The 22,583-nt window shown below is 54.1% G+C and carries 20 protein-coding genes and 1 pseudogene; 11 read left to right on the plus strand and 10 right to left on the minus strand.

What is annotated here, in order from left to right; all coding sequences use genetic code 11:
- The first annotated feature begins 71 nt into the window (after window positions 1-71).
- Window positions 72-2,252: a type I secretion system permease/ATPase gene (locus AX755_RS22890; RefSeq protein ID WP_013096691.1), complete on the plus strand. Its 2,181-nt coding sequence runs from the start codon at window positions 72-74 to the stop codon at window positions 2,250-2,252.
- A complete protein-coding gene (locus tag AX755_RS22895) occupies window positions 2,249-3,424 on the plus strand; it encodes an HlyD family type I secretion periplasmic adaptor subunit (protein ID WP_013096690.1) in 1,176 nt (391 codons plus the stop codon). The genes AX755_RS22890 and AX755_RS22895 overlap by 4 nt, the downstream gene beginning before the upstream one ends.
- A gap of 40 nt (window positions 3,425-3,464) precedes the next feature.
- Here AX755_RS22895 and AX755_RS22900 read toward each other — a convergent pair whose 3' ends face one another.
- Window positions 3,465-4,349: a hypothetical protein gene (locus AX755_RS22900; RefSeq protein WP_013096689.1), complete on the minus strand. Its 885-nt coding sequence runs from the start codon at window positions 4,347-4,349 to the stop codon at window positions 3,465-3,467.
- A gap of 327 nt (window positions 4,350-4,676) precedes the next feature.
- Between AX755_RS22900 and AX755_RS22905 the strand changes: the two genes are divergently transcribed.
- Window positions 4,677-6,140: an EAL domain-containing protein gene (locus AX755_RS22905; protein ID WP_062857525.1), complete on the plus strand. Its 1,464-nt coding sequence runs from the start codon at window positions 4,677-4,679 to the stop codon at window positions 6,138-6,140.
- A 27-nt stretch (window positions 6,141-6,167) separates the two neighbouring features.
- Here the strand turns inward: AX755_RS22905 and AX755_RS22910 are convergent, their stop codons facing one another.
- From AX755_RS22910 to AX755_RS22920, 3 genes and pseudogenes are all read right to left on the minus strand, one after another.
- On the minus strand, window positions 6,168-6,440 hold the full coding sequence (locus AX755_RS22910) for a DUF883 family protein (protein ID WP_013096686.1): 273 nt from the start codon (window positions 6,438-6,440) through the stop codon (window positions 6,168-6,170).
- 106 nt (window positions 6,441-6,546) lie between these two features.
- Window positions 6,547-7,215, minus strand: a pseudogene (locus AX755_RS22915) (epoxyqueuosine reductase QueH).
- An 83-nt stretch (window positions 7,216-7,298) separates the two neighbouring features.
- Window positions 7,299-7,775, minus strand: coding sequence for a GNAT family N-acetyltransferase (locus AX755_RS22920; protein WP_029883812.1), 477 nt, complete (start codon window positions 7,773-7,775; stop codon window positions 7,299-7,301).
- An 82-nt stretch (window positions 7,776-7,857) separates the two neighbouring features.
- On the opposite strand from AX755_RS22920, the gene AX755_RS22925 reads away from it, so the two are divergent.
- Window positions 7,858-8,784: a LysR family transcriptional regulator gene (locus tag AX755_RS22925; RefSeq protein WP_062857526.1), complete on the plus strand. Its 927-nt coding sequence runs from the start codon at window positions 7,858-7,860 to the stop codon at window positions 8,782-8,784.
- A gap of 169 nt (window positions 8,785-8,953) precedes the next feature.
- Here the strand turns inward: AX755_RS22925 and iraM are convergent, their stop codons facing one another.
- Window positions 8,954-9,337, minus strand: a complete 384-nt coding sequence (gene iraM / locus AX755_RS25010) for an anti-adapter protein IraM (RefSeq protein WP_306295019.1) — start codon at window positions 9,335-9,337, stop codon at window positions 8,954-8,956.
- Between the two features lie 560 nt (window positions 9,338-9,897).
- Here iraM and AX755_RS22930 point away from each other — a divergent pair.
- The 3 genes from AX755_RS22930 to AX755_RS22940 all read left to right on the plus strand — a co-directional run bounded on the left by AX755_RS22930 (window position 9,898) and on the right by AX755_RS22940 (window position 13,175).
- Window positions 9,898-10,173: a metal/formaldehyde-sensitive transcriptional repressor gene (locus AX755_RS22930; protein WP_013096678.1), complete on the plus strand. Its 276-nt coding sequence runs from the start codon at window positions 9,898-9,900 to the stop codon at window positions 10,171-10,173.
- Between the two features lie 31 nt (window positions 10,174-10,204).
- Complete coding sequence (locus tag AX755_RS22935; RefSeq protein ID WP_023619503.1) at window positions 10,205-11,323, plus strand: S-(hydroxymethyl)glutathione dehydrogenase/class III alcohol dehydrogenase; 1,119 nt, start codon at window positions 10,205-10,207, stop codon at window positions 11,321-11,323.
- 160 nt (window positions 11,324-11,483) lie between these two features.
- Entirely contained in the window at window positions 11,484-13,175 is a 1,692-nt protein-coding gene (locus tag AX755_RS22940; RefSeq protein ID WP_062857527.1) for a methyl-accepting chemotaxis protein, read from the plus strand.
- Window positions 13,176-13,256: 81 nt separating this feature from the next.
- On the opposite strand, the gene AX755_RS22945 is transcribed toward AX755_RS22940, so the two are convergent.
- The 4 genes from AX755_RS22945 to AX755_RS22960 all read right to left on the minus strand — a co-directional run bounded on the left by AX755_RS22945 (window position 13,257) and on the right by AX755_RS22960 (window position 18,333).
- The gene (locus AX755_RS22945) at window positions 13,257-15,641 is read right to left on the minus strand and encodes a glucose/quinate/shikimate family membrane-bound PQQ-dependent dehydrogenase (protein WP_062857528.1); all 2,385 of its coding nucleotides are present in this window, start codon (window positions 15,639-15,641) and stop codon (window positions 13,257-13,259) included.
- A gap of 266 nt (window positions 15,642-15,907) precedes the next feature.
- Window positions 15,908-16,831, minus strand: coding sequence for a LysR substrate-binding domain-containing protein (locus AX755_RS22950; RefSeq protein ID WP_014831860.1), 924 nt, complete (start codon window positions 16,829-16,831; stop codon window positions 15,908-15,910).
- 165 nt (window positions 16,832-16,996) lie between these two features.
- The gene (locus tag AX755_RS22955; protein ID WP_013096673.1) at window positions 16,997-17,881 is read right to left on the minus strand and encodes an SDR family oxidoreductase; all 885 of its coding nucleotides are present in this window, start codon (window positions 17,879-17,881) and stop codon (window positions 16,997-16,999) included.
- Window positions 17,882-17,943: 62 nt separating this feature from the next.
- Window positions 17,944-18,333 carry a YdeI family stress tolerance OB fold protein gene (locus tag AX755_RS22960; protein ID WP_013096672.1) on the minus strand — a complete coding sequence of 130 codons (390 nt, stop codon included), beginning with the start codon at window positions 18,331-18,333 and terminating at the stop codon, window positions 17,944-17,946.
- Between the two features lie 138 nt (window positions 18,334-18,471).
- Between AX755_RS22960 and AX755_RS22965 the strand changes: the two genes are divergently transcribed.
- From AX755_RS22965 to AX755_RS22980, 4 genes are read left to right on the plus strand one after another with little or no spacing between them, the layout of a single operon-like run.
- On the plus strand, window positions 18,472-18,975 hold the full coding sequence (locus AX755_RS22965; RefSeq protein ID WP_062857529.1) for a hypothetical protein: 504 nt from the start codon (window positions 18,472-18,474) through the stop codon (window positions 18,973-18,975).
- A 9-nt stretch (window positions 18,976-18,984) separates the two neighbouring features.
- Window positions 18,985-19,431, plus strand: a complete 447-nt coding sequence (locus AX755_RS22970; protein ID WP_013096670.1) for a DUF421 domain-containing protein — start codon at window positions 18,985-18,987, stop codon at window positions 19,429-19,431.
- Between the two features lie 11 nt (window positions 19,432-19,442).
- The gene (locus AX755_RS22975; protein WP_028027876.1) at window positions 19,443-19,949 is read left to right on the plus strand and encodes a 2-oxo-tetronate isomerase; all 507 of its coding nucleotides are present in this window, start codon (window positions 19,443-19,445) and stop codon (window positions 19,947-19,949) included.
- A 17-nt stretch (window positions 19,950-19,966) separates the two neighbouring features.
- Complete coding sequence (locus AX755_RS22980) at window positions 19,967-20,953, plus strand: SDR family oxidoreductase (protein ID WP_020688581.1); 987 nt, start codon at window positions 19,967-19,969, stop codon at window positions 20,951-20,953.
- Here the strand turns inward: AX755_RS22980 and AX755_RS22985 are convergent, their stop codons facing one another.
- Window positions 20,954-22,579: an alpha-amylase family protein gene (locus AX755_RS22985; protein WP_062857530.1), complete on the minus strand. Its 1,626-nt coding sequence runs from the start codon at window positions 22,577-22,579 to the stop codon at window positions 20,954-20,956.
- Between the last annotated feature and the right edge of the window lie 4 nt (window positions 22,580-22,583).

A 22,583-nucleotide genomic window follows, 5' to 3' on the forward strand; every position in this document is an offset into this window, starting at 1 on the left:
AACCCTGCCGCGGGGAGCGATCCCCGCGGCCTTTTGCGTTTCTTTAGACGACTTGCGTTAACCCGGAGATTATGAAGACACATCCACAGTACGAACCCTGGTTGCAGGGCATGCTCATCATCGCGAAGCACTATCGGCTGGATTTTTCGGCGGAGCATGTTCGGGTCACGATTAACCATGAAAGCCAGTCCCCGCGCCAGCTGGTGCTGGAGGAGATGGCGCGCCAGCTTGGGCTTGGGATGCGTAAGGTGGAAGCAGACGCCGTCTCCCTCGACCCGTGGCGTTTACCGCTGCTGGCGGAGTTCACTGGCGGACAGATCGCGGTTATTAACCGCATGGACAACGACGGCAACGTCAGCCTGCAGTTCAGCGGCGATGGCGGGCTGGAGACAACATTAACGCGGGAAGCGCTCGGCGCACGGCTGAAAACGCTGCTGGTGTTGCGCCCGCTCGAATCCACGCCGGATGCCCGCGTGGATGATTACATCAAACCCTATGAGAAAAACTGGTTCTGGCAGCTGGCGCTGAAAGACTGGCGACGCTACAGCGACATCATGCTGGTGGCGCTGGTCGCGAACGTGCTGGCGCTCTCCGGCATGGTCTTCTCCATGCAGGTGTACGACAGGGTGGTGCCGTCGCAGTCTGAAGCCACGCTGTGGGTACTGTTTGGCGGCGTCATGCTCGCCATCGTGTTCGAGTTCATTATGCGCATGCTGCGCGTGCATATTTCGGATGTGGTGGGTAAGCGGGCGGATCTGCGGATTTCCGAGCGGGTGTTTGCTCACGCGCTGCGGATCAAAAACGGCGCCCGCTCTAAATCGACCGGGTCGTTTATCGCCCAGATCCGCGAGCTGGAGTCGGTGCGCGAGCTGATTACCTCCACCACCATTGCGGCGATTTCCGATCTGCCGTTCTTCCTGCTGTTTGTGTTCATTCTGTGGATGATTGGCGGTCCGCTGGTGCTGGTGGTTCTGCTTGCCGTGCCGCTGCTGCTGATCCCGGGCCTGCTGGTACAGCGCCCGCTGGGAAAACTCTCCAGCGAAGGGATGCGCGAATCCGCCATTCGTAACGCCACCCTGGTGGAGGCGGTACAGGGCATTGAGGACATCAAGCTGATGCGCGCCGAACAGCGTTTTCAGAATCAGTGGAACAACACCAACGATGTGGCGGCCACCGTCGGAATGAAACAGCGCTGGCTGACCGGACTGCTCCTGACCTGGACGCAGGAGGTACAGTCCATAGTTTACGCGGTAGTGTTGCTGGTGGGGTGCTATCTGGTCATCAGCGGCGACATGACCACCGGTGCGCTGGTGGGAACCTCGATTCTGGCCTCGCGCACCATCGCGCCGCTCTCACAGATTTCGGGCGTGCTGTCCCGCTGGCAGTCGGCGAAGGTGGCGAGAAAGGGACTGGACGACCTGATGCAGCGCCCGATTGACGATCCTCAGCAGGGTAAAAAGGTGCATAAAGCCCATCTGCGCGGGAACTATACCCTCGACGACGTGGGATTCTGGTACGACGACGAGGAAAAACTGACCGTGCTGCACATCAGCAAATTGCAGATCCGCGCCGGCGAACGGGTGGCGGTTCTGGGGCGCAACGGCTCCGGCAAAAGTACCTTGCTGCAGCTTCTGGCCGGGATGCAGGAACCGCAGCAGGGAAGCATTCTGCTGGATGACATTGCCTTAAATCATCTCGACACCGCCGATGTGCGCCGGGATATGCAGCTGCTGAGCCAGCAGGCGCGGCTGTTCTTTGGCTCTGTGCGCGACAATATCCTGATGGGCAACCCGCTTGCTACCGACGAGGAGATCCATCAGGCGCTGGTCAACAGCGGCGCGCTGGAGTTCGTGCGTAAGCAGAAAATGGGGCTGAACTACCTCATCAATGAAGGGGGGGCCGGGTTATCCGGCGGCCAGCGACAGGCGCTGTTGCTGGCGCGGGCCCTGATCACGTCGCCCAATATTCTTCTGCTGGACGAGCCTACCGCCTGGCTGGATGAGATGAGCGAAAAGCAGTTCATTCAGCACTTACAGCAATGGCTGGGCAAGCGCCGGACGCTGGTGGTGGCAACACACCGGCTGCCGATTCTGGATCTGGTTGACCGCATCATCGTGCTGGAAAACGGCAAAGTGGTGATGGATGGCCCGCGCGACGCGATCTTGCGTCAGCACGGTATGGCGCCGCAAAAGGCAGCGCAGCGTACCGTGACCATGAAACCGGCGGCCGTGGCCGAGGAGGGAATGGCATGAATGATCTATCCCGCTATAACAGCCGCCTGAAAGAGCCGCGCCTGCCGCGCTCAACGTGGGTGGCCTGGTCGCTGTTCGCACTGCTTGCGGCGTTTATCGCTTGGGCGAGTCTGTTCCAGCTTGATGAAGTCACCACCGGCAACGGCAAAGTGATCCCGTCTTCTCACGAGCAGGTCATTCAGTCGCTGGAGGGGGGCATTATCCATAGCCTGCTGGTGCGCGAAGGTGACATCGTTGAACGTGGGCAGCGGCTGGCTCAGCTTGACCGCACCAAAACGGAATCCAGCGTGCTGGAAAGTGAGTCTCGTCTGAATGCCGCGCTGGCCACGGCTGCGCGCCTGAAAGCGGAAGTGAACGACACGGAACTGACGTTTCCGCAAGAGCTGGATGACGACGTTGAACTGGTCAAACAGGAAACGGCGCTCTTCCAGTCCCGTCGCGAAAGCCTGGAAAAAGGGCTGGCCGGTTTGCGTCAGGGGGCTGAACTGGTCCAGCGCGAGCTGTCGTTAACCCGTCCGCTGGTCACTCAGGGGGCGGCGAGCAAGGTGGAGGTGTTACGTCTGGAGCGGCAAAAAAACGAGCTAGAGAACAAAATCACCGAAATGAAAAACCAGTATTACGTGCGCGCCCGCGAAGAGCTGGCGAAAGCGAATGCGGAGATTGAAGCCCAGCGCTCGGTCATGAAAGGGCGCGAGGATTCCCTGACCCGTTTGACCTTCAACGCGCCGGTGCGCGGGATTGTGAAGGACATCGACGTCACCACCGTCGGCGGCGTTATCCCCCCCAATGGGAAACTGATGAGCCTGGTGCCTCTTGACGATCAGATGGTGGTTGAAGCGAAAATTTCACCGCGTGATGTGGCGTTTATCCACCCCGGACAAAAAGCGCTGGTGAAAATCACCGCCTATGACTACTCGATTTATGGTGGACTGACGGGTGAGGTGACCATGATTTCACCCGATACCCTTCAGGATGAGGTCAAAAGAGACGTGTACTACTACCGCGTCTATATCCGTACTGACAGTAACCACCTGACCAATAAACAGGGCAAGGAATTTCCGGTATTCCCGGGGATGATTGCGACGGTGGATATTAAAACGGGCAGTAAATCCATTCTGGATTATCTGCTGAAACCGCTGAACAAGGCGAAAGAGGCGTTGCGGGAACGCTGACGAACAGAAAAGGGCGCTCGGGAAACCGAACGCCCCAGGATTATACCGGGGAGGTTACGTCACCCCCCTGGCGTCGCTCCTTCGGAACCACGTTGATGTAATGCGTGACATAGGCAAAATATAACCCGGCATAATTTTCGACGAGCTGCATAAATGCAGGATAAATGGTCATGCGGCCATCCCCTCTGTCTTTAAGATAACCTGCCTCTTGCGCGGATTTAATTATGCGCGCCACGTGGATACGTGAGACAAAAAACGCTTTCGCCAGCGTGCCGGGCGAATAATCAATTATCGCGCCATGTGCGGTTTTGTTTTTAATGGCCTGCAAATATAAATACAGCATAATCATTCGCCCTCCATCCTTATCAATAAATAACCCCACTTCCGGTAACACGGCTTTGAAGGTTAATCCGCGAAACAGATACTCAGCCGCCCGGCGGAAAAAGTTATTTCTCAGAATGTCGTTATCTAACAGGTTAAGGTCGATGTTAAATGTCGGGTAAAGAATACTGACAGGTATAAATGCGCCGCTCATGTAACGTTTTAGTTCATCCAGTCCTTTTTGCGTGGGGGCGATGCGCGTCTTTCGGCGATCCTCCATACAGCGCCAGGTCTTAATCCGCCCGGTAGTTCTCAGTAAGGTGATGATAGCAATAACGCTGTTGGGACTGGCGATTTTGTATCGCGAACATAATGCTTTTATCTCTGAAACAGATTCGGCCTGATTACCGAATATAAAACAACACATGGCAAGAATAATATTGAACCGTGATTCCTGGAGCATTGTTTTGTAGAACAAGGGTTGTTTTTTATAGATGCTGTCATTGATTTTGTAGTGTTCTATTATTGCCTCGCTAAACCGCGGGTTGTTCTTAATAACATCCCTTCGATGTAGCAAGGCCCTGGATGAGATATGATTATCCATAGCATTTTCTCTTTTTGAGCAAGCCGACGTAATGAAGTGTCCAGACTTCTTTTTCGGAATTTTCATTATACCTTGCGGGGAAAACATTTTCCGTCGTTATTTGCAAAGATTGTTATATTTGCACAGCATATGGATCCAGGCGGTGATTAACGCAAAGATGTTGCAGGGCGAGACGTTGATAACGGTTTATTAACCTACGGGGGTAAGATAAAATTAACCTGTTACGCAGGTTATATTCAGGCTTGTGACATTTCCGCATGTTTTTAGTCTCGATGTGCTGGTCATTATTGACCAGGGCAACGGTGTTTTTGTACCCAGGAGCGCATTATGATTCAAAACAATTCTCACAATAATCATGATTGTCATGCACAGGAATTTGTTATTTCAGCCTGCAGTTTTACGTTCCAGGGGTACCGTCTGTTACTGAAAGAGCAGGGAGGGGGGGCGTCACAGGTGCGTTTTGAGGATGACGTCGCAAATCGGGAAGATGTCTACACTATTATCAAAAATCAGGACGCTAAAATTACGGTCTTTCGCGGGGAAGAGATCGTGGATCTTTTGCAGAGCCTCAGGCACCTTGCCGATCTTCTTAACACGCTTCCCGTCATCCGCCCGGTCACTCTGTATGGCAATATACCTGACAGTTGGCTGTACGGGACCTTGCGTAGTTTATTGAATAACAATCAAAAATTATCTCTGATCCGCATCGCCAACAGCGGCGATATTATTGCGCGTGTTCAGAAAAAAAGCGACGCATGCAGGGACAGATCTCGCTCATTACAGGATCATCATGCGGACTGTAGCTTTAAAGACCGTCAAAAAGGGCTCACAAACAGAGAACTCGATGTCTTATTAAATTTCTACCGGGGTATGTCGGTAAATAAACAGTGCAAAAAATTTGGGCTGACAAATAAAACGGTATATACACATCGCAAGGCCGGTTTAAGAAAGCTGCAATTAATCCAGTTGTGGTATAAAAATTCTCAGGGTTTTTCTGCGCCAGGGAGTGGGGAACGGCAGGGCAAAATAGAATCACTGTCCAGTATTGAGGTGGATGTCTTTAATGCGCTGCTTAAAAGGGAGATATTTCCTGCGTATCAAATCATCACCGATGAAAATAAAAAAGGTGTGGGGTTTGAGATTTTATTACGCTGGAACAAGAACGGTAAAATTATCAAGCCTGCCCGTTTTCTTACCGGGGTGAAAAATCGTGAGCTATGGTTGAATATCACGGCGCTGGTGCTTCATGCCGCTGTTTCTGGCATCAACAAATATAACGGGAAATATTATTTTTCGGTGAATATACCGCCGGAACTCGCGGCCGGAAATGCCTTGCCCGAGATGGCCAAAAAAGCCATCAAGATGCTGCTCAAACCCCAGTGGGCCGGGAACCTGGTCTTTGAATTTGCTGAAGATATTGATGTGACCAAAGATAAAACCATCCCAGAAACCATGCGTCGCCTGCGCAGTACGGGGTGTCGGTTATTCCTGGATGATTGCTTCTCCAGCCATCAAACCATGTTTCCGGTGAGGCAGGTTCATTTTGATGGTTTAAAGCTTGACCGGGATATCGTCGGAAAGTTTGTCGCTAATGACAATGATTACAAACTTATCAAAGCGATTCAGATATACAGTGACATGACCGGCAGCGAATGTATTGCAGAGGGGGTGGATAGCGAAGAGAAATTTGAAAAGCTGGTGGCGTTAGGCGTAAAAAGTTTCCAGGGATATTATCTTTCCCACGCCGTGAAGGAAGAGGAGTTAGATCGCATGGTAAGATTGTTTAGCTAATAAAATAAGGCCCCGTGGGGCCTGAGATTATTTACGGCCGAGTAACAGGCCCAGAACAATACCCACTGCACCAGCCGCAATCAGGCCGGTTAACGGGTTATTTCTGACTGCCTCAGTGACATCAGAAACGGCATCACTGGCCTGCGCAGCATATTTTCGCGCTGCCCCTTTCACCTGATGTTTAGGGGAGTCAACGAATTCACCAAACTGCTGCTGAGCAGAGCCCGTCAGTTCGTCGAGTTTATTTTTGGCTTTATCACCAGCATACTGTGCGTTTTTATCAGCGTCGAAATCAGACATTGTTACCTCCTTTTGTGGATAATTAAAGGATAGCCGCTATTTCAACATCTGAGAGCCGTAATGCGGATTCTGGCGCGTTTTAGGATATGTCTCCCTTCGCGCCGCCTTACTCGTCAGACTCGTCTTTGCCGTAAAACAGTTTGCCAATTTTGATGAGAGGACGCCCCTGCGACTTACGGTGAAGGTTGCTGTCACGCAGAGAATATACGCATCCGCAGTACTCCTGCTGATAGAACTGTTCGCGCTTGCTGATCTCAATCATCCGCGACTATCCGCCTTGTTTGCGCCAGTTATAATCCCAGTAGACCATGCCCGGATAGTGGGCTGCCGCGCGCTGACCGCAGTCGTTAATCTGCTGCATATTCTTCCAGCGCGAGATGCCAAGGGAGCTGCTGATCACACTGAAGCCATTTTCCGCCGCGTATAACGCCGTGCGTTCGAAACGCATATCGAAACACATGGTGCAGCGGATCCCACGCTCAGGCTCCCATTCCATCCCTTTTGCGCGTTCAAACCAGTTGTCCGTATCGTAATCCGCATCAACAAAGGGCACGCCGTGTTTTTCCGCAAAACGAATATTCTCTTCCTTACGGATGAGATACTCCTTTTGCGGGTGGATATTGGGGTTATAGAAGAAGATGGTGTAATCAATGCCCGAGGCCTGAATGGCCTCCATTACCTCGCCGGAGCAGGGCGCGCAGCAGGAGTGCAGCAGCAGTTTGTCAGCGCCGTTTGGCAGGGTAAGCTGAGGACGAATGAAGGGGACTGTGCTCATGGTATTCAACAATATGTTAATGAAATTTATGGAATTGTAGCATAGATCCCGCACAGCCGGGATCTCTGCACAGCGCGCGCCGTTTACCCGGCAAATTTCAGCAGCGCTTCTCCATCCAGGCGATAGCGCACCCACTCGGACTGCGGGAGCGCGCCAATGCTCAGGTAGAAGTCGATTGCCGGCTGGTTCCAGTCCAGTACGCTCCATTCCAGACGACCGCACTGGCGTTTTACGGCGAGCTGCGCGATATGTTTCAGCAAGGCTCTTCCCGCGCCTTTACCGCGATAATCCGGGGATACATACAGGTCTTCCATATAGATACCGTTGCGGCCAAGCCAGGTTGAATAGCTGGTGAAGAACACGGCATAGCCAGCGATCTTACCTTCATACTCCGCGATCAGCGCTTCGGTTTTACTGTCTGCGCCAAAGAGGGTTTCGCGGATCTCGTCCGGCGTGGTGATCACTTCTTCCGGTGCTTTTTCATAGACCGCCAGCTCATAAATCATGGCGTAAATAGCCGCCGCATCCTCGGGGCGGGCCTGACGAATAGTAATGCTCATGGTATTTCCTGCATGTTTTGCGATTGATGGCGCTAAGCATACGGAGTATTGTCCGAAGAATTAAGTGCAATGAAATCAACAAATGATGAATATTATGCATCCGGCCCTGAGACGCCTTGATTTAAACCTGCTGCCCGTTTTCGACGCCATTTACCGTCACCGTTCGGTTCGCCTGGCCGCCGATGAGTTAGCGATGAGCACATCGGCACTGAGCCATGCGCTGTCACGTTTGCGAACGACGCTGAATGATCCGCTATTTTTCCGGGAAGGGCATCGCATGTCACCCAGCGTGTATGCCACACAGCTCGCGCCGTCCATTGCTTCTGCTTTGTCGTTTCTTAATCATGAGCTTACCCCGCAGCCGGAGTTTGAAGCGGCCAAAAGTAGCGAGAGCCTGCACATTGCGATTACAGATTTTACCGCGCTTTGTATATTCCCGGCCCTGATGCACACGTTGCAGGATGCCGCGCCGGGTTTGCGTTTTGAACTGCGTTATCTGCCGCACAGCCCGGCGCTGACGGAGCTGCTGGCAGGCGAAGTGGATCTGGCGCTCGGTTTCAGCACGGCGGAGGAGATCCGCCATCCTGAACTGGAGGAGATAAGCTGGTTTGAAGATGAGTATGTGGTCATCAGCAACGCAAGCCGGACACGTCTGACGCTGAAGGATTATCTCGCGGCCCGCCATCTGGTTGTCACCCCCTGGAATGAGAAGCAGGGCGTGCTGGATTTACGGCTGGAGGAGTTGGGCTATACCCGGCACATTGCAATCAAAACCCCGTCAATGCTCAGCGCACCGTTTATCGTTGCGCAAAGCGATCTGCTGATGGCCATTCCCCGGTATGCAGCCGAAAAGCTGAAGGCGGCCGTGAATATCAACATTTTTACCTTACCGTTCTCCATTCAAAAATTTGACGTGAAAATTTACTCCCATAAACGCAGCGGTCAGCGGGGCGCAACCCGCTGGCTGAAAGAAGAGTTGCAAGCGCTGGCGCAACAGGGTGATAAATGATTAATGAATATATTGTCTGAAATATGAACGCGCACCTGCCGCAAGTCATCGACAGGCGCGCGGGGGCAGTAACTGATAGGGTTTCAGTTGGTATCTCAGTCTAATATATGTTAAGCATGCGGTCCCTGTAACAGGGGGCAGCGGATCCAAAAGCTAACTTATTAAATGATTAGCTATCGCGGGGCACTCTTATTATCAACGGGGTTGTCTCAAATCCGTGCGGGCATTTGCGCGCATTGCAATGCTCAGCGTATGAGCAGTCTTCAGAATCCAGGTTTTTATTAAAAGGACAGGCCATTTTGTTTTTTATTTCGTCCCACAGGTTCTCATTGTATGGCGAGACGTTATAAAGGGATATTTGGTTGAACACCCCATTTACAAAAATTCCATTTTTTGTTGTATGTATTCTGTCTCCGGGCAAAAGATAGATGTCACTCTCGTACCAAATTATTAATCTTAATAATTTCAAACCAACAATGTGCGAATAAACGATTCCTGTGTTAGGGCAAATGACAGAACTTAATACTCGCCACGACATCATACTCTTCTCCATAAGATATTTTTACCTGGATTTAGGTTTAGCACGTGATCAGACATCGATCAATGTTGTAACTCATTGATATTGATCGTTATTTTAAAGTGTTGTGATTTTTCTCTATATATAACAATGGCTTGCGCAATATGGTTTCGATAATTATTTTGAATTATATATCTTACATCAAAGAGGAGTGGTTTGATTTTGACCGTTTACAGGTTCTGAACGCCAAAAAATAAGATTTCGTAGAAGCCTTTATTATTAAGGAAAATTTAATAATGGCGGAAACCATTTCATTTCAACCTGTTACAAGGTTTAAGGTTTAGAAGGTTTTTTGAATTATTATCAATGCTGCTTATAGATTCCAGCGAATAAAGGGTGCTGGTGACGCTTTTTTTTGGCTTAGCCATAGAAAATGGCTGAATTCGAATGTTGAGGCCAGCATTTCAAAGAGAAATTATTCAGAATTACTTATGTATGATAATGCGCTTCAAGAGCCTGATAACCCTATGAAAGCTGTTGTTTACATAATGTTGCTTTAAAAGGTACCATACCCCCCTATAGTATCAGGAGGCCGTATGCCGCACTCACCCGAAGATAAAAAACGTATCCTCACTCGCGTTCGTCGCATTCGGGGCCAGGTTGATGCCCTTGAACGCGCGCTGGAGTCGGGCGACCCCTGTCTGGCCATCCTGCAGCAAATTGCCGCCGTGCGCGGCGCTGCCAATGGCCTGATGGGCGAAATGGTCGAAATTCACCTCAAAGATGAGCTGGTAACGGGGGAAACCACGCCGGATCAGCGAGCCGTGCGCATGGCAGAAGTCGGCCATTTGCTGCGCGCTTATCTAAAATAAACCCACATACCACACAATAAGGGAAGACACTATGAAATCTCGCGCAGCCGTCGCATTTGGCCCTGGCCAGCCGCTCAAAATCGTTGAAATCGACGTTGCACCGCCGAAGAAGGGCGAAGTGCTGATCAAAATTACCCATACCGGGGTGTGCCATACCGATGCCTTTACGCTATCGGGCGACGATCCGGAAGGCGTTTTCCCGGCGGTGCTCGGCCATGAAGGGGGCGGTGTGGTGGTGGAAGTGGGCGAAGGCGTGACCAGCCTGAAGCCGGGCGACCACGTGATCCCGCTGTACACCGCAGAATGCGGCGAGTGTAAGTTCTGTAAATCCGGTAAGACCAACCTCTGCCAGGCGGTTCGCGCCACCCAGGGCAAGGGGCTGATGCCGGACGGTACCACCCGTTTCTCCTATAACGGCGAGCCGGTTTACCACTACATGGGCACCAGCACCTTCAGTGAATACACCGTTTGCGCGGAGATCTCACTGGCGAAGGTGAACCCGCAGGCGCCGCTGGATAAAGTCTGTCTGCTGGGCTGCGGCGTCACCACCGGGATTGGTGCAGTACACAATACGGCGAAAGTGAAAGAGGGCGACACCGTGGCGGTGTTCGGTCTTGGCGGGATTGGTCTGGCGGTGATTCAGGGCGCGGTCCAGGCGAAGGCCGGGCGGATCATCGCGGTGGATACCAACCCGGAGAAATTCAAACTGGCGGGTGAAATGGGCGCGACCGATTTCGTGAACCCGAAAGATCACGAAAAACCGATTCAGGAGGTCATTGTTGAGATGACCGACGGCGGCGTGGACTTTAGCTTCGAATGTATCGGCAACGTGAACGTGATGCGTTCCGCGCTTGAATGCTGCCACAAAGGCTGGGGCGAGAGCATTATCATCGGCGTGGCCGGTGCGGGCCAGGAGATCAAAACCCGTCCGTTCCAGCTGGTAACCGGGCGCGTATGGCGTGGCTCAGCGTTCGGCGGCGTGAAAGGGCGCACGCAGCTGCCGGGGATGGTTGAAGATGCGATGGCCGGGAAAATCCAGCTCGATCCGTTCATTACCCACCGTTTACCGCTGGAGCAGATCAACGAGGCGTTCGATCTGATGCATGAAGGTAAATCCATTCGTACTGTTATTCATTTCGGCGACAAGTAACTCTTCTGCCAGCGGTTTTTCGCCGCTGGCGTTTCTTTAATAATCTTCTCTAAAGTGTGACCAGTGCGGCGTTTTTAGCCGTAATCTAAATCTCAGCCGTGCCGATGACTATTTAACAGGCGTGTTTTTACGCATCTTACCTACAAGAGAGTCGACGGTCATGGACAACACTACTTCGATGCCAGCGCAGCGCAAGCTGGGCTTCTTGCATCACATCAGGCTGGTTCCGCTGTTTTCCTCCATTCTCGGTGGCATTATTCTGCTATTTGCCTTGAGCGCAGGTCTGGCGGGATATTTCCTTTTACAGGCCGACACCGATCAGCAGGATGTCACGTCTGAAATTCAGGTGCGTATGGGGCTGTCGAATAGCTCAAACCATCTGCGAACCGCGCGTATCAATATGATCCACGCCGGGGCGGCGAGCCGTATCGCGGAAATGGATGCGATGAAGCAAAACATCGCTGAGGCGGAAAAACGGATCAAACAGTCTCAGGAAGGGTTTAATGCCTATATCAATCGCGCGGTTCGTACGCCTGAGGATGAAGCGCTGGATGCCGATCTGAAAACACGCTATGACGCCTATATCGCAGGCCTGCAGCCGATGCTTAAGTTTGCTAAAAACGGCATGTTTGAAGCCATCATTAACCATGAAAACGAAAGCGCCCGCCCGCTGGATGATGCCTACAACGCCGTGCTGCTGAAGGCGATAAAGATCCGCACCGAGCGCGCGAACGCCCTGACGGTTAAGGCACACAGCCGCACCCAGCTGGGTCTGATGTTTATGGTGGGCGCGTTTGCCCTGGCGCTGGTGCTGACGGCCATGACCTTTGTCGTGCTGCGTCGCACGGTGATCACCCCGCTGCAGCGCGCCGCGAAACGCATTGAAAATATCGCCAAAGGCGACCTCACCATGCCGGACGATGTGGCCGGACGCAGCGAAATTGGCCGCCTGACGCGCGACCTGCAAACCATGCAGCACTCGCTGGAGAACACCGTCGGTACCGTGCGTCAGGGGGCGGAAGAGATCTATCGTGGCACCAGCGAAATATCCGCAGGCAACACCGACCTCTCTTCCCGTACCGAGCAGCAGGCGGCAGCCATTGAGCAGACGGCAGCCAGCATGGAGCAGCTCACCGCAACGGTGAAACAGAACGCCGATAACGCGCACCATGCCAGCAAGCTGGCGGAAGATGCCTCCGGTAAAGCCAGCCGTGGCGGCCAGATGGTCTCCGTGGTGGTTAAAACCATGGGCAATATCTCCACCAGTTCGAAGAAGATTTCCGAAATTACCGCCGTGATTAACAGTATCGCCTTCCAGACCAATATTCTGGCGCTTAACGCGGCGGTAGAAGCGGCGCGTGCGGGTGAGCAGGGGCGCGGGTTTGCCGTGGTGGCAAGCGAAGTTCGTACTCTGGCAAGCCGCAGTGCGAATGCTGCCAAAGAGATCGAAAGCCTGATCAACGAATCCGTTTCGCTGATTGACCAGGGCTCGGGTGAGGTCGTCGCCGCCGGTAATACCATGAATGAAATCGTCGAAGCGGTTAAACGCGTGACGGACATTATGCTGGAGATCGCTGCCGCGTCTGATGAACAGAGCCGTGGTATTGAGCAGGTGAGCCAGGCGATTTCTGAGATGGATAAAGTGACCCAGCAGAACGCCTCGCTGGTGGAAGAGGCTTCCGCCGCGGCGGCATCGCTGGAAGAACAGGGCGCGCGTCTGACCGAGGCGGTGGGTGCATTTCGACTGAGCGGCGCGAAGCAAGGCCGGGCGGCAATGTCTGCGCCAGTGGCGAAGAATGCGCCGCTGCGTCCGGCGGCAGCGGTTTCCGGGGATAACTGGGAGACGTTCTGAGTGGCGTGTTGTGTCGGGTGGCGGCTTCGCCTTACCCGACCTACAAATAAAAAGGGACCTTTCGGTCCCTTTTTTCATCGCTTACTTTTTATCGGGTAACGCATACGCGATAACGTAATCACCGCGATCCGGTGACTGGCGGGCGCCGCCAGCGTTAATGACGATGTACTGTTTACCAGTTTTCGGTGAAACGTAGGTCATCGGCCCGGACTGGCTGCCGACCGGCAGACGGTCTTTCCAGATCTCTTTTCCGGTGGCGGTATCGAACGCGCGCAGGTAGAAATCCTGAGTGCCGGCAAAGAACAGCAGGCCAGACTGGGTGGAGAGCGACGCGCCAAGGGTTGGCATCCCGATAGGGATTGGCATGTGCATGCGAATACCCAGCGGGCCGGTATCTTCCACGGTTCCTACCGGCACCTGCCACACCAGCTTGCCGGATTTCAGGTCAACCGCGGACATCGTGCCAAACGGCGGTTTCTGGCATGGAATACCCAGCGGTGACAGGAAACGCTCGCGCATGGCGCCGAACGGCGTGCCGTCCATGGGCACAATACCCATCTCAATCCCGCTGGCGTCTTTCGCCACGCTGGCACGCGGTACCATGTAGTTGGCCAGACCCAGGCGCATATCGTTGACGAACATCAGCCCGTTGTTCGGATCGACTGAGACGCTGCCCCAGTTCATCCCGCCCAGTGAGCCAGGGAACTGCAGGGAACGATCGAGACCCGGCGGGGTAAAGACCCCCTGATGGCGCATCTCTTTAAACTGGATGCGGCACAGCAGCAGGTCGACAGGCGTCGCGCCCCACATGTCGGATTCGGTCAGGGTCTGGTTGCCAATCATCGGCATACCGACGGAATACGGCTGCGTCGGGGAGTAGCGTTCGCCCTGCACGTTACCCGCCGGGACCGGACGTTCTTCCACTTTCGCCACCGGTTTGCCGGTTTCGCGGTTGAGCATAAAGATCATGCCCTGTTTACTGGTCTGCACCAGTACCGGCGTGGTTCCGCCTTTACCGTCTGGCAGATCGTACAGCAGCGGTTGAGAAGGCAGATCGAAGTCCCACAGGTCGTGATGGGTGGTCTGGAAATGCCAGCGGACCTGGCCGGTGGTGGCATCAACGGCAACGATGGAGGAGCTGTATTTATCATCCAGCGCGGTGCGTTCTCCGGCCCAGAAATCTGGCGTGGCGTTACCGGTTGGCAGGTAAATCAGGTTCAGTTTTGCGTCATAGGACATTGCAGACCAGACGTTTGGTGTACCGCGCGTGTAGGTCTGGCCTTCCGGCGGCAGACCGGTCAGGTCCGGATTACCCGGATCCCACGCCCAGGCCAGTTTACCGGTATGAACGTCATAGGCGCGCACCACGCCCGGCGGTTCGCCGGTGGAGAAGTTATCCGCCACGCGTCCGCCGACTACCACCACGTTTCCTGCCACCAGCGGCGTGGAGGTTTGCTGATAGTAGCCCGGTTTTATCTCACCCATACCCACGCTCAGATCCACGGTACCTTTGTCACCAAAGTCTTCGCAGGCTTTACCGTTATCGGCGTTGATGGCAATCAGGCGGGCATCGGTAGTGGGCAGGAACAGACGGCGCGGGCAGGCGGCGGGCTGCACATCTGTCTGTGACGTTGTCACTTTTTGTGAATCTTCAAAATAGCCCAGCCCACGGCAGCGCTGCCAGTTCGGGGCCGTGGCGTTGGCGTCGTAACGCCACTCCTCTTTCCCGGAATCCACATCCAGCGCCAGCACTTTGCTGTACGGCGTACAGACGTAGAGCGTGTCGCCAATCTGCAGCGGCGTGTTCTGGTCTTCCGCACCGGAGCCGTTGCTCTGAGGGATATCCCCGGTATGGGCAACCCACGCGACTTTCAGCTCGTTAACGTTCTGCTTGTTGATCTGGTCGAGGGCCGCAAAACGATCCCCGTGGGTGGTGTTACCCCAGTGTTCCCAGTTCTTCTGCTGTTCGCCAGCCGCGACCGGTTTCACCGGCACCGGCTCATTCGCCGCCACCAGCGTTTGGGGTTTAAACATCCAGCCCAGGCTGACCAGCATTGCCACGGCGAGCAGCGCCGCCACGCCAAAGGCCGGGCCTTTTTTCACCGGCGTCGCACGGTTTGCCGCACGCAGGAACGGCCAGACGAGGGCACACAGGAATGCCAGAACCGCAAAAGTGAAGAGGCGTGAGAAGAGCGGCCAGAAATCCCAGCCGGCATCGCTTACCGCCCAGAACAGCGACGCGATAAACGCGATGCCATACAACACAATCCCGCTGCTGCGGTTGATGAAAATCAGGATCGCGGCAATCACCATTACCACGCCCATGATCAGGAAGTATCCACTTCCGCCTACGGTGACGAGTTTAAAACCCAACCCGCCAACGGCCAGACCGACGATCGTCATCAGTCCGGCAAGGATCCACTGCAGGATACGGGGTATCCCACGTGGCGCGCTGCCAAATGCCATCTCTTTCTCCTTAAGATCCCCCGCTGCACAGCACGACAACGTGCCGGAAGTGTACCAGGTGGGTAATAAATGCAGTGGGAATAATGATTAATACGCTTGAATTCGGGGTTGATAAAACATTTACGAACCATTTGGTGAATTCATCGCTATGATAAAACTGTTAAATTGTTTTGCGCAATTGTTAATAAATGATTTCGCATTAAATGATTAGAACGCAGGAATGACCCTCGCCCCGGGGGGAGAGGGTCAGGGCAAGGGGAAAGGAATCAGGCAGGCATCGATTTACGTATCGCGCTCAGCAGCGTCTGTGCACCTGAGGAGAGCGGCGTATCAACGCGGGTTAAAATGCCAATCGGTTCGCCGGCGCCGGGCGAGGTCACCGGCAGTGCGGTGAGCGTGCCCTGGCGTAAATCATCTTTGACCGCACCGGAGGGGACGAACCAGACGTAGTCATAATCCACGGTAAGCTGGCGTGACAGGGAAGCGGACAGGGTTTCAATACAGCCTGTCGGCAGCGTACAGCCCTGCATCTGCAGTAACGTTTCGGCATTTTGCCGTGGAACCGTACCTTTTGGTGACACGACCACCGGCCACTCCATCACCCGGCTTAGGGTAACCGTATCCTGCAACAGAGGATGGTTAGGGCGTACCACCAGCTTCAGGGATTCCAGGAACAGCAGCTCATAATTCAGACCCACCATCAGTTCGGGATCTGACATCCGTCCGATACCCAGATCCAGCTCGCCGGATTTCAGCCCCGCAAGCAGCATGGTGTTATTCATGGTGGCGACCTGCAGGGTCGTATGTTTTTGCTGTTTGTGAAACTGACCGATCACCGGCGGCAGAATGCCCAGCGCCGCCGTGGGCAGGGCACCCACACGGACAATCTCGTGCGTCTGCTCTTCTTTACGGTTTAGCGCCTGTCCGGCGGTATTGAGCGCATCAAGCACTTTGACTGCATGGGTTAGAAACTGCTCGCCGACCAGGGTCAGTTGTGCGCCCAGACGGCCGCGATCGAACAGACGGGCACCGGTCAGTTGTTCCAGCTCGTTAAGCGTTTTTGAGAGAGCAGGCTGGCTCAGGTTAAGGGTTTCAGCCGCACGCCCCAGCGTTCCCTGTTGAGCGACGGCCACAAATGTATGCAAATGGCGCAAGCGTATGCGCTGACTGAACAGACCATTTTTTTCCATAGGCGATGTTAAAAACAGAGCGATGCGGGTGACAAGCTAAGTTGTTTAATTTTGATAACTTGATTGCAAAATATTTTTAACATTTGATCTGTTTGAGTTACAACATGTTTTTGGCGGGGGGCTGAACGTCCTTGTTCATTCATTGCACATTCGGGCAGGGAAACGTTAAATCACGCCATCACCGCCGTCGGAACACCATACCTGGCCGGTCGTAAAGGAACACTCATCTGACGCCAGCGTGACGTATAAAGGTGCAATCTCCACCGGCTGGCCCGGACGGCCCAGCGGTGTGTCACCCCCAAACTGCTTCACTTTCTCCATTGGCTGGCCGCCGCTGGATTGCAGCACCGTCCAGTAAGGCCCGGGAGCCACGGCATTAACGCGAATGCCCTTCGGACCCAGTTGTTTGGCAAGGGATTTGGTAAACACCGCCAGACAGGCTTTGGTCTGGGCATAGTCGAGCAGGACAGGGCTGGGTTTTACCGCCTGCACTGAGGAGGTGTTAATAATTGCCGCAGGGGCTTTCAGATGGCGAAGCGCCGCTTTGGTGATCCAGAACGGGGCATAAACGTTGGTTTTAAACGTGGCATCGAAATCTTCGGTAGTGAGTTCTTCCAGCGATTCCCGATACTGCTGGCGACCGGCGTTATTCACCAGAATGTCCAGCCCGCCAAGTTTAGCCACCGCTTCTTCCACCAGGTTCTGGCAGAAGGTTTCATCCCGGACATCCCCCGGCAGCGCGACGGCGTTGCGTCCTTCGGCCTTGATCAGGTCGATGACCTCTGCGGCGTCTTTCTCTTCTTCAGGCAGATAGTTAATGGCGACATCGGCGCCTTCACGGGCGTAGGCAATGGCCACCGCGCGGCCGATACCGGAGTCACCGCCGGTAATCAGCGCTTTTTTGCCCGCCAGACGGCCGTGGCCTTTATAGCTCGTTTCCCCGTGATCGGGAACAGGTTGCATCTCAGAAGCCAGTCCTGGTGGCGTCTGCGGCTGTTCCGGGAAAGGGGGTTGCGGATAAGCGTTCGTACGTTGTTGAGTATCACTCATAGCTGACTCCTTAAGCCAATAGGTGAGTTAGGATGAAAATACAGCGTTAACGCTTCGCTGAGTTATTTCTGCAGATGATCGACACGTACAACGGAAGGCGATGACTTTTTATCAAGCGAACCGTTAATGCTGATCATCTGGTCTGGTTTGACTGTTCTGCCGTCAAAAACTGCTTTTGGGATAATAACGTCGATTTTTCCGGATTTATCCTGAAATACATACTTATCGCCGCTACCGTCAATAAGGTTGCCGCGCAGTGAAATGGTCGCGCCATCATGCATTTGTTTCGCCTGGTCGATGGTCATAATACGGGCATCATCCGTGCCGCGATAACCGCTATCCAGCGCATGCGGAGGAGGCGGCGCTTCACCCTTTTGTAACCCGCCGTTATTATCAGCCCATGCGGTTGGCACCATAAATATTAAAAAAGCGGAAATAAGTGATAATTTCATCTGATATCCTTCATTTAAGGTGTCTTGACTTATTAAGTATTGTTGCTATTCCTTTATGTGGCAAATGTGATAAGTCTTAAAAACATTCGCCATACAAAACAGAACGTTTGGTAAATAAGCGAAACGGTGATAGCTGCCATGAATGATAAAAATGAAAAGTTACCCGGGATAAATGAGAGTTATCGCTTGCTGAGGTTTGAATATGCATTTCGCCAGGTCGGATTTATTGTGTTACTGAGTATTATCATCGCGGCGATTGCCGGTCTGTTTTCAAGTGGGATAGTGAGTGACACGGAGAAAACCAATTCAGCAAAATCCCTGACCCTCAACTATGAGCGCTTTGCGCGTCGGCAAACGGAGTCGCGACTTCAGGTGACCTTTCCGGTCAACAGCGAGGGCAAATACACTGTGAGCATGACCAGCGAGAGCAGCGACGCCTACGAGCCGGGCAGTGTCTGGCCGCAGCCAGACAGCATGTACAGCCGCGGGAACACGCTCTATTTTGTCTATAATCATCTTGATAAATCGCCACATTTTTCGGTCTGGCTGTTCATTACCCCGACCAGAGGCGGTAAATGGCACAACGTCATTCGTGTAAACAACCTGCCGGATATTCCTTTCTGGCAATTTATTTACCCTTAGGAGGCTGCCATGGATATGGTTTTTAGGGCGTTGGCGATTTACCTGTTTCTGGTGGTGGTCTTCAAAGTGGCCGGACGACGTGCGTTGCTGCAGATGACCAGCTTTGACCTTATTCTCCTGTTAATTATCAGCGAAGCAACCCAGCAGGCCCTGCTGGGGGAGGATTTTTCGGTCACGGGCGCAATGATAACCATCACCACGCTGGTGGTTGTGGATATTATTTTTGGACTGATGAAAAAGTATTTTTCGCCGGTGGAGAATATTCTGGATGGCACGCCGGTAATTCTGGTTGAGAACGGCGTGCCCTTAGCAGATAAACTCAAAAAGGTCGATGTTTCATGTGATGATATTCTGGTTTCAGCCCGGCAGAATAATGGTATTACAAAGTTAAGTGAAATTAAATATGCCATTCTGGAACGCAATGGCCATATTTCCATTATTCCTGAGAAAAAATGAGAGGCCTGATGATGAGCAATCTATACCACGACAACACCATTACCGTGGCTGAACTGACCAAAAAACTGGCGAGCAGGTTAATCGATGCCGGGCTTCGCTTAACAACCGCAGAATCCTGCACCGGCGGGAAGCTTTCCGTGGCGCTCTGCGCGGAAGAGAACACTGCCGATTTTTATGATGTGGGGCTGGTCGTCTTCAGCGATAGCGCGAAGGAGAGGATCCTGGGCGTAAGCCCGGAAACCCTCGCGCGGTTTACCGCCGTCAGTGAACAGACCGTCACCGAGATGGCGGCCAGCATCCGCGACATTGCCCAGGCCGATGTCAGTATCGCCATCAGCGGCTATGCCGGGCCGGAAGGGGGAGAAGACGGCACGGCGGCGGGGACCGTGTGCTTCGCCTGGAATATTGGCGGAAAGACGGAAACGAGCAGGGTGCTCTTTTCCGGCGACTGCCAGGACGTGGTGGAAAAAGCGGTGCATTACTCGCTGGCTGAATTAGTGACGAAATTATCGGGCTGAAATAACGCGGAGGTTTTATGGCTGTGATGGTCATTACTGGCGGGACGGCGGGCGTGGGGAAAGCCACGGCGCTGCACTTTGCAAAAGCGGGCTACGATGTGGGCATTATTGCGCGCGAGGAGACAAGCCTGCACTCGACCCAGGAAGAGCTACGCCGTTTTGGCGTCAATGCATTGGCCGTGCAGGCGGATGTGGCCGACAGTCAGGCGGTGGTGGATGCCGCCAACGAAATTGAGTATCGCCTTGGGGCGATTGATGTGTGGGTCAATAATGCCATGGGGGCGGTGCTGGCGCCGTTTCGGACCATGACGCCGGATGAATTTCGCCGCGTCACAGAAGTCACCTACCTTGGCTACGTGAACGGTACCCGTGCCGCGCTGGAACTGATGGTGCCGCGCGATCGGGGCGTAATTATTCAGGTTGGCTCCGCGCTGGCCTACCGCTCCATTCCTCTGCAGTCCGCCTACTGCGGCGCCAAAGCCGCGATCCGGGGCTTTACCGATGCGGTGCGTACCGAGCTGATGCATGAGAACAGCCGGGTGCAGCTCGCCATGGTCCAGATGCCGGGGCTGAATACGCCGCAGTTTGAATGGGCACGGAATAAGTTTGCCTGGGCGATGCGCCCGGTTCCGCCGGTGTTTGAGCCAGAAGTGGCCGCGAGTGCCATTTTCAGGGTGGCGCAAAAACCGGTGCGCGAGCTGTGGGTGGGCAGCAGTACCATCCAGTCGATTGTCGGCCAGTTCCTCTTCCCCGGCTTTCTTGACCGCCTGATGGTGAAAAAGGCCTGGGAAGGGCAGATGACCGACACCCTGAACGCAGAAGACCGGCGGGATTACCTCGACCAGCCGGTCAACGACCTGCACAAAATCCACGGCCATTTCTCTGCTGAGGCGAAAACGCGCGCCAGCGCCGTCTCCTCTGGCGCGCCCGGGAAAGTGCTGCTGGGCTCCCTGGCCGTCGCAGGGATTGTGCTCACACGCCTGATGCGCGGCCGCAAAAAGTAGTCAGCGCAGCGCGCTACGGTTTGTCCAGAACCAGCGATAGCCGTAGCCGCCTATATTCAGCTCAACGGTTTTGCCGCAGACGAGCGCATCCTCGTAGCGTTTGTCTGCCAGACAGGCAGTCCAGGTGGCGTGGCGGATCCCTCTGGCGGTGAAGGTCACCGGTTTATCGCTGAAATTAACAAAGGTAAGAATGCTGCGATCTTCAGCCTCGTAGTAAATTCCCAGCACTGCATCATTATCGATGGCAATAAGATGAAACGGCGCCACGGCAATCTCCGGGAATTCAGACCGCGTGTTGGCGATATCGATAATCCGGTGCAGTAGCGAGTTGCGGTGCAACAGCGAATCCGCCACGTTAATTTTCTGATAACGATAGGGCCCATGGTCAATGATGGGCGCGATAAAGCTCTGCGGGTCTGCGTCAGAGAAGCCACCGCCCTGAGAGGGCGCCCACTGCATGGGCGTACGCACGGCGTAACGCTCTTCTAAATCCAGATCATCACCCATGCCGATTTCATCCCCGTAGCGCATAACGGGCACCCCGGGCAGGGAGAACAGCACGGCGTGGCAGAGCGCCAGCCGCTTCTGGTCGCCATTCAGCATCGGCGCCAGGCGACGGCGGATCCCACGCTGGTACACGTTCATCTCTTCATCCGGGGCGAACGTGTCGAGGACGAACTGTTTATCCTTTTTAACGATCCCCTCCAGATCCAGCTCGTCGTGGTTACGCAGCCAGTTGGCAAAGCAGCAGGAATCCGGTGGGACGATCATTTTCTTCACCGCGTTGCGCAGCGGGCGGGCGCTTTTCCTGGCAAGGCTCACGTAGAAATATTTGTTAAGCCAGAAGTTAAGCACCAGATTCAGGCGGTCGTTATTGCCGAAATAGTCCTTGTAGGCTTCCACCTCTACGTCAACTTCACCGAGCAGGATCGCCTGCGGGTTATGTTGGGTAATCAGGCGGCGCAAGTGCTCCAGGATCCACAGCCCCTTTTTCTCGTCACCACCTCCGGCCTGGGTGGTGAGATGCGACGCGGCGTCCAGACGGAATCCCGATACGCCGAGCTTAAGCCAGAAGAGGATAATGTTCTCTATCTCTTTAATTACCGCAGGTGAGGTGAGGTTGAGATCAGGCTCGTGGCGATAAAACATATGTCGGTAGTATTGGCCCGCCTCGTCGTCCCATGTCCAGATGCTCTTTTCCACGCCGGGGAACATCGGAGGCGTATCGTCATCGTCATTATCTGACCACAGATAATAGTCGCGAAAGGGGGATTTCGGGTTGCGCCGGGCCTCCTGAAACCAGGGGTGGGCGTCCGACGTATGCTGGATCAACAGCTCGATAATGACCTGCATCCCCAGCTCACGTGCCTGCTCAATAAAAGCGATGATATCCGCCAGTTTGCCGAACCGGGGATCGACCTGCAGGTGGTCGCTGACGTCATACCCTTCGTCCAGAAAAGGGGTAAGGTAAAACGGAGTGATCCAGATTACTGTCGCCCCCATGCGGCGTATATATCGCAACTTGGCCGTTATTCCGGCGATGTCTCCGCAGCCATCGCCGTTTAAATCGTAAAACAGTGCCGTATCAATTTGATAAATAATGGCCCGTGTATGCCATCCTGCCATCCTG

The sequence above is a fragment of the Enterobacter sp. SENG-6 genome (assembly GCF_001605945.1).
Classification (GTDB): domain Bacteria; phylum Pseudomonadota; class Gammaproteobacteria; order Enterobacterales; family Enterobacteriaceae; genus Enterobacter; species Enterobacter cloacae.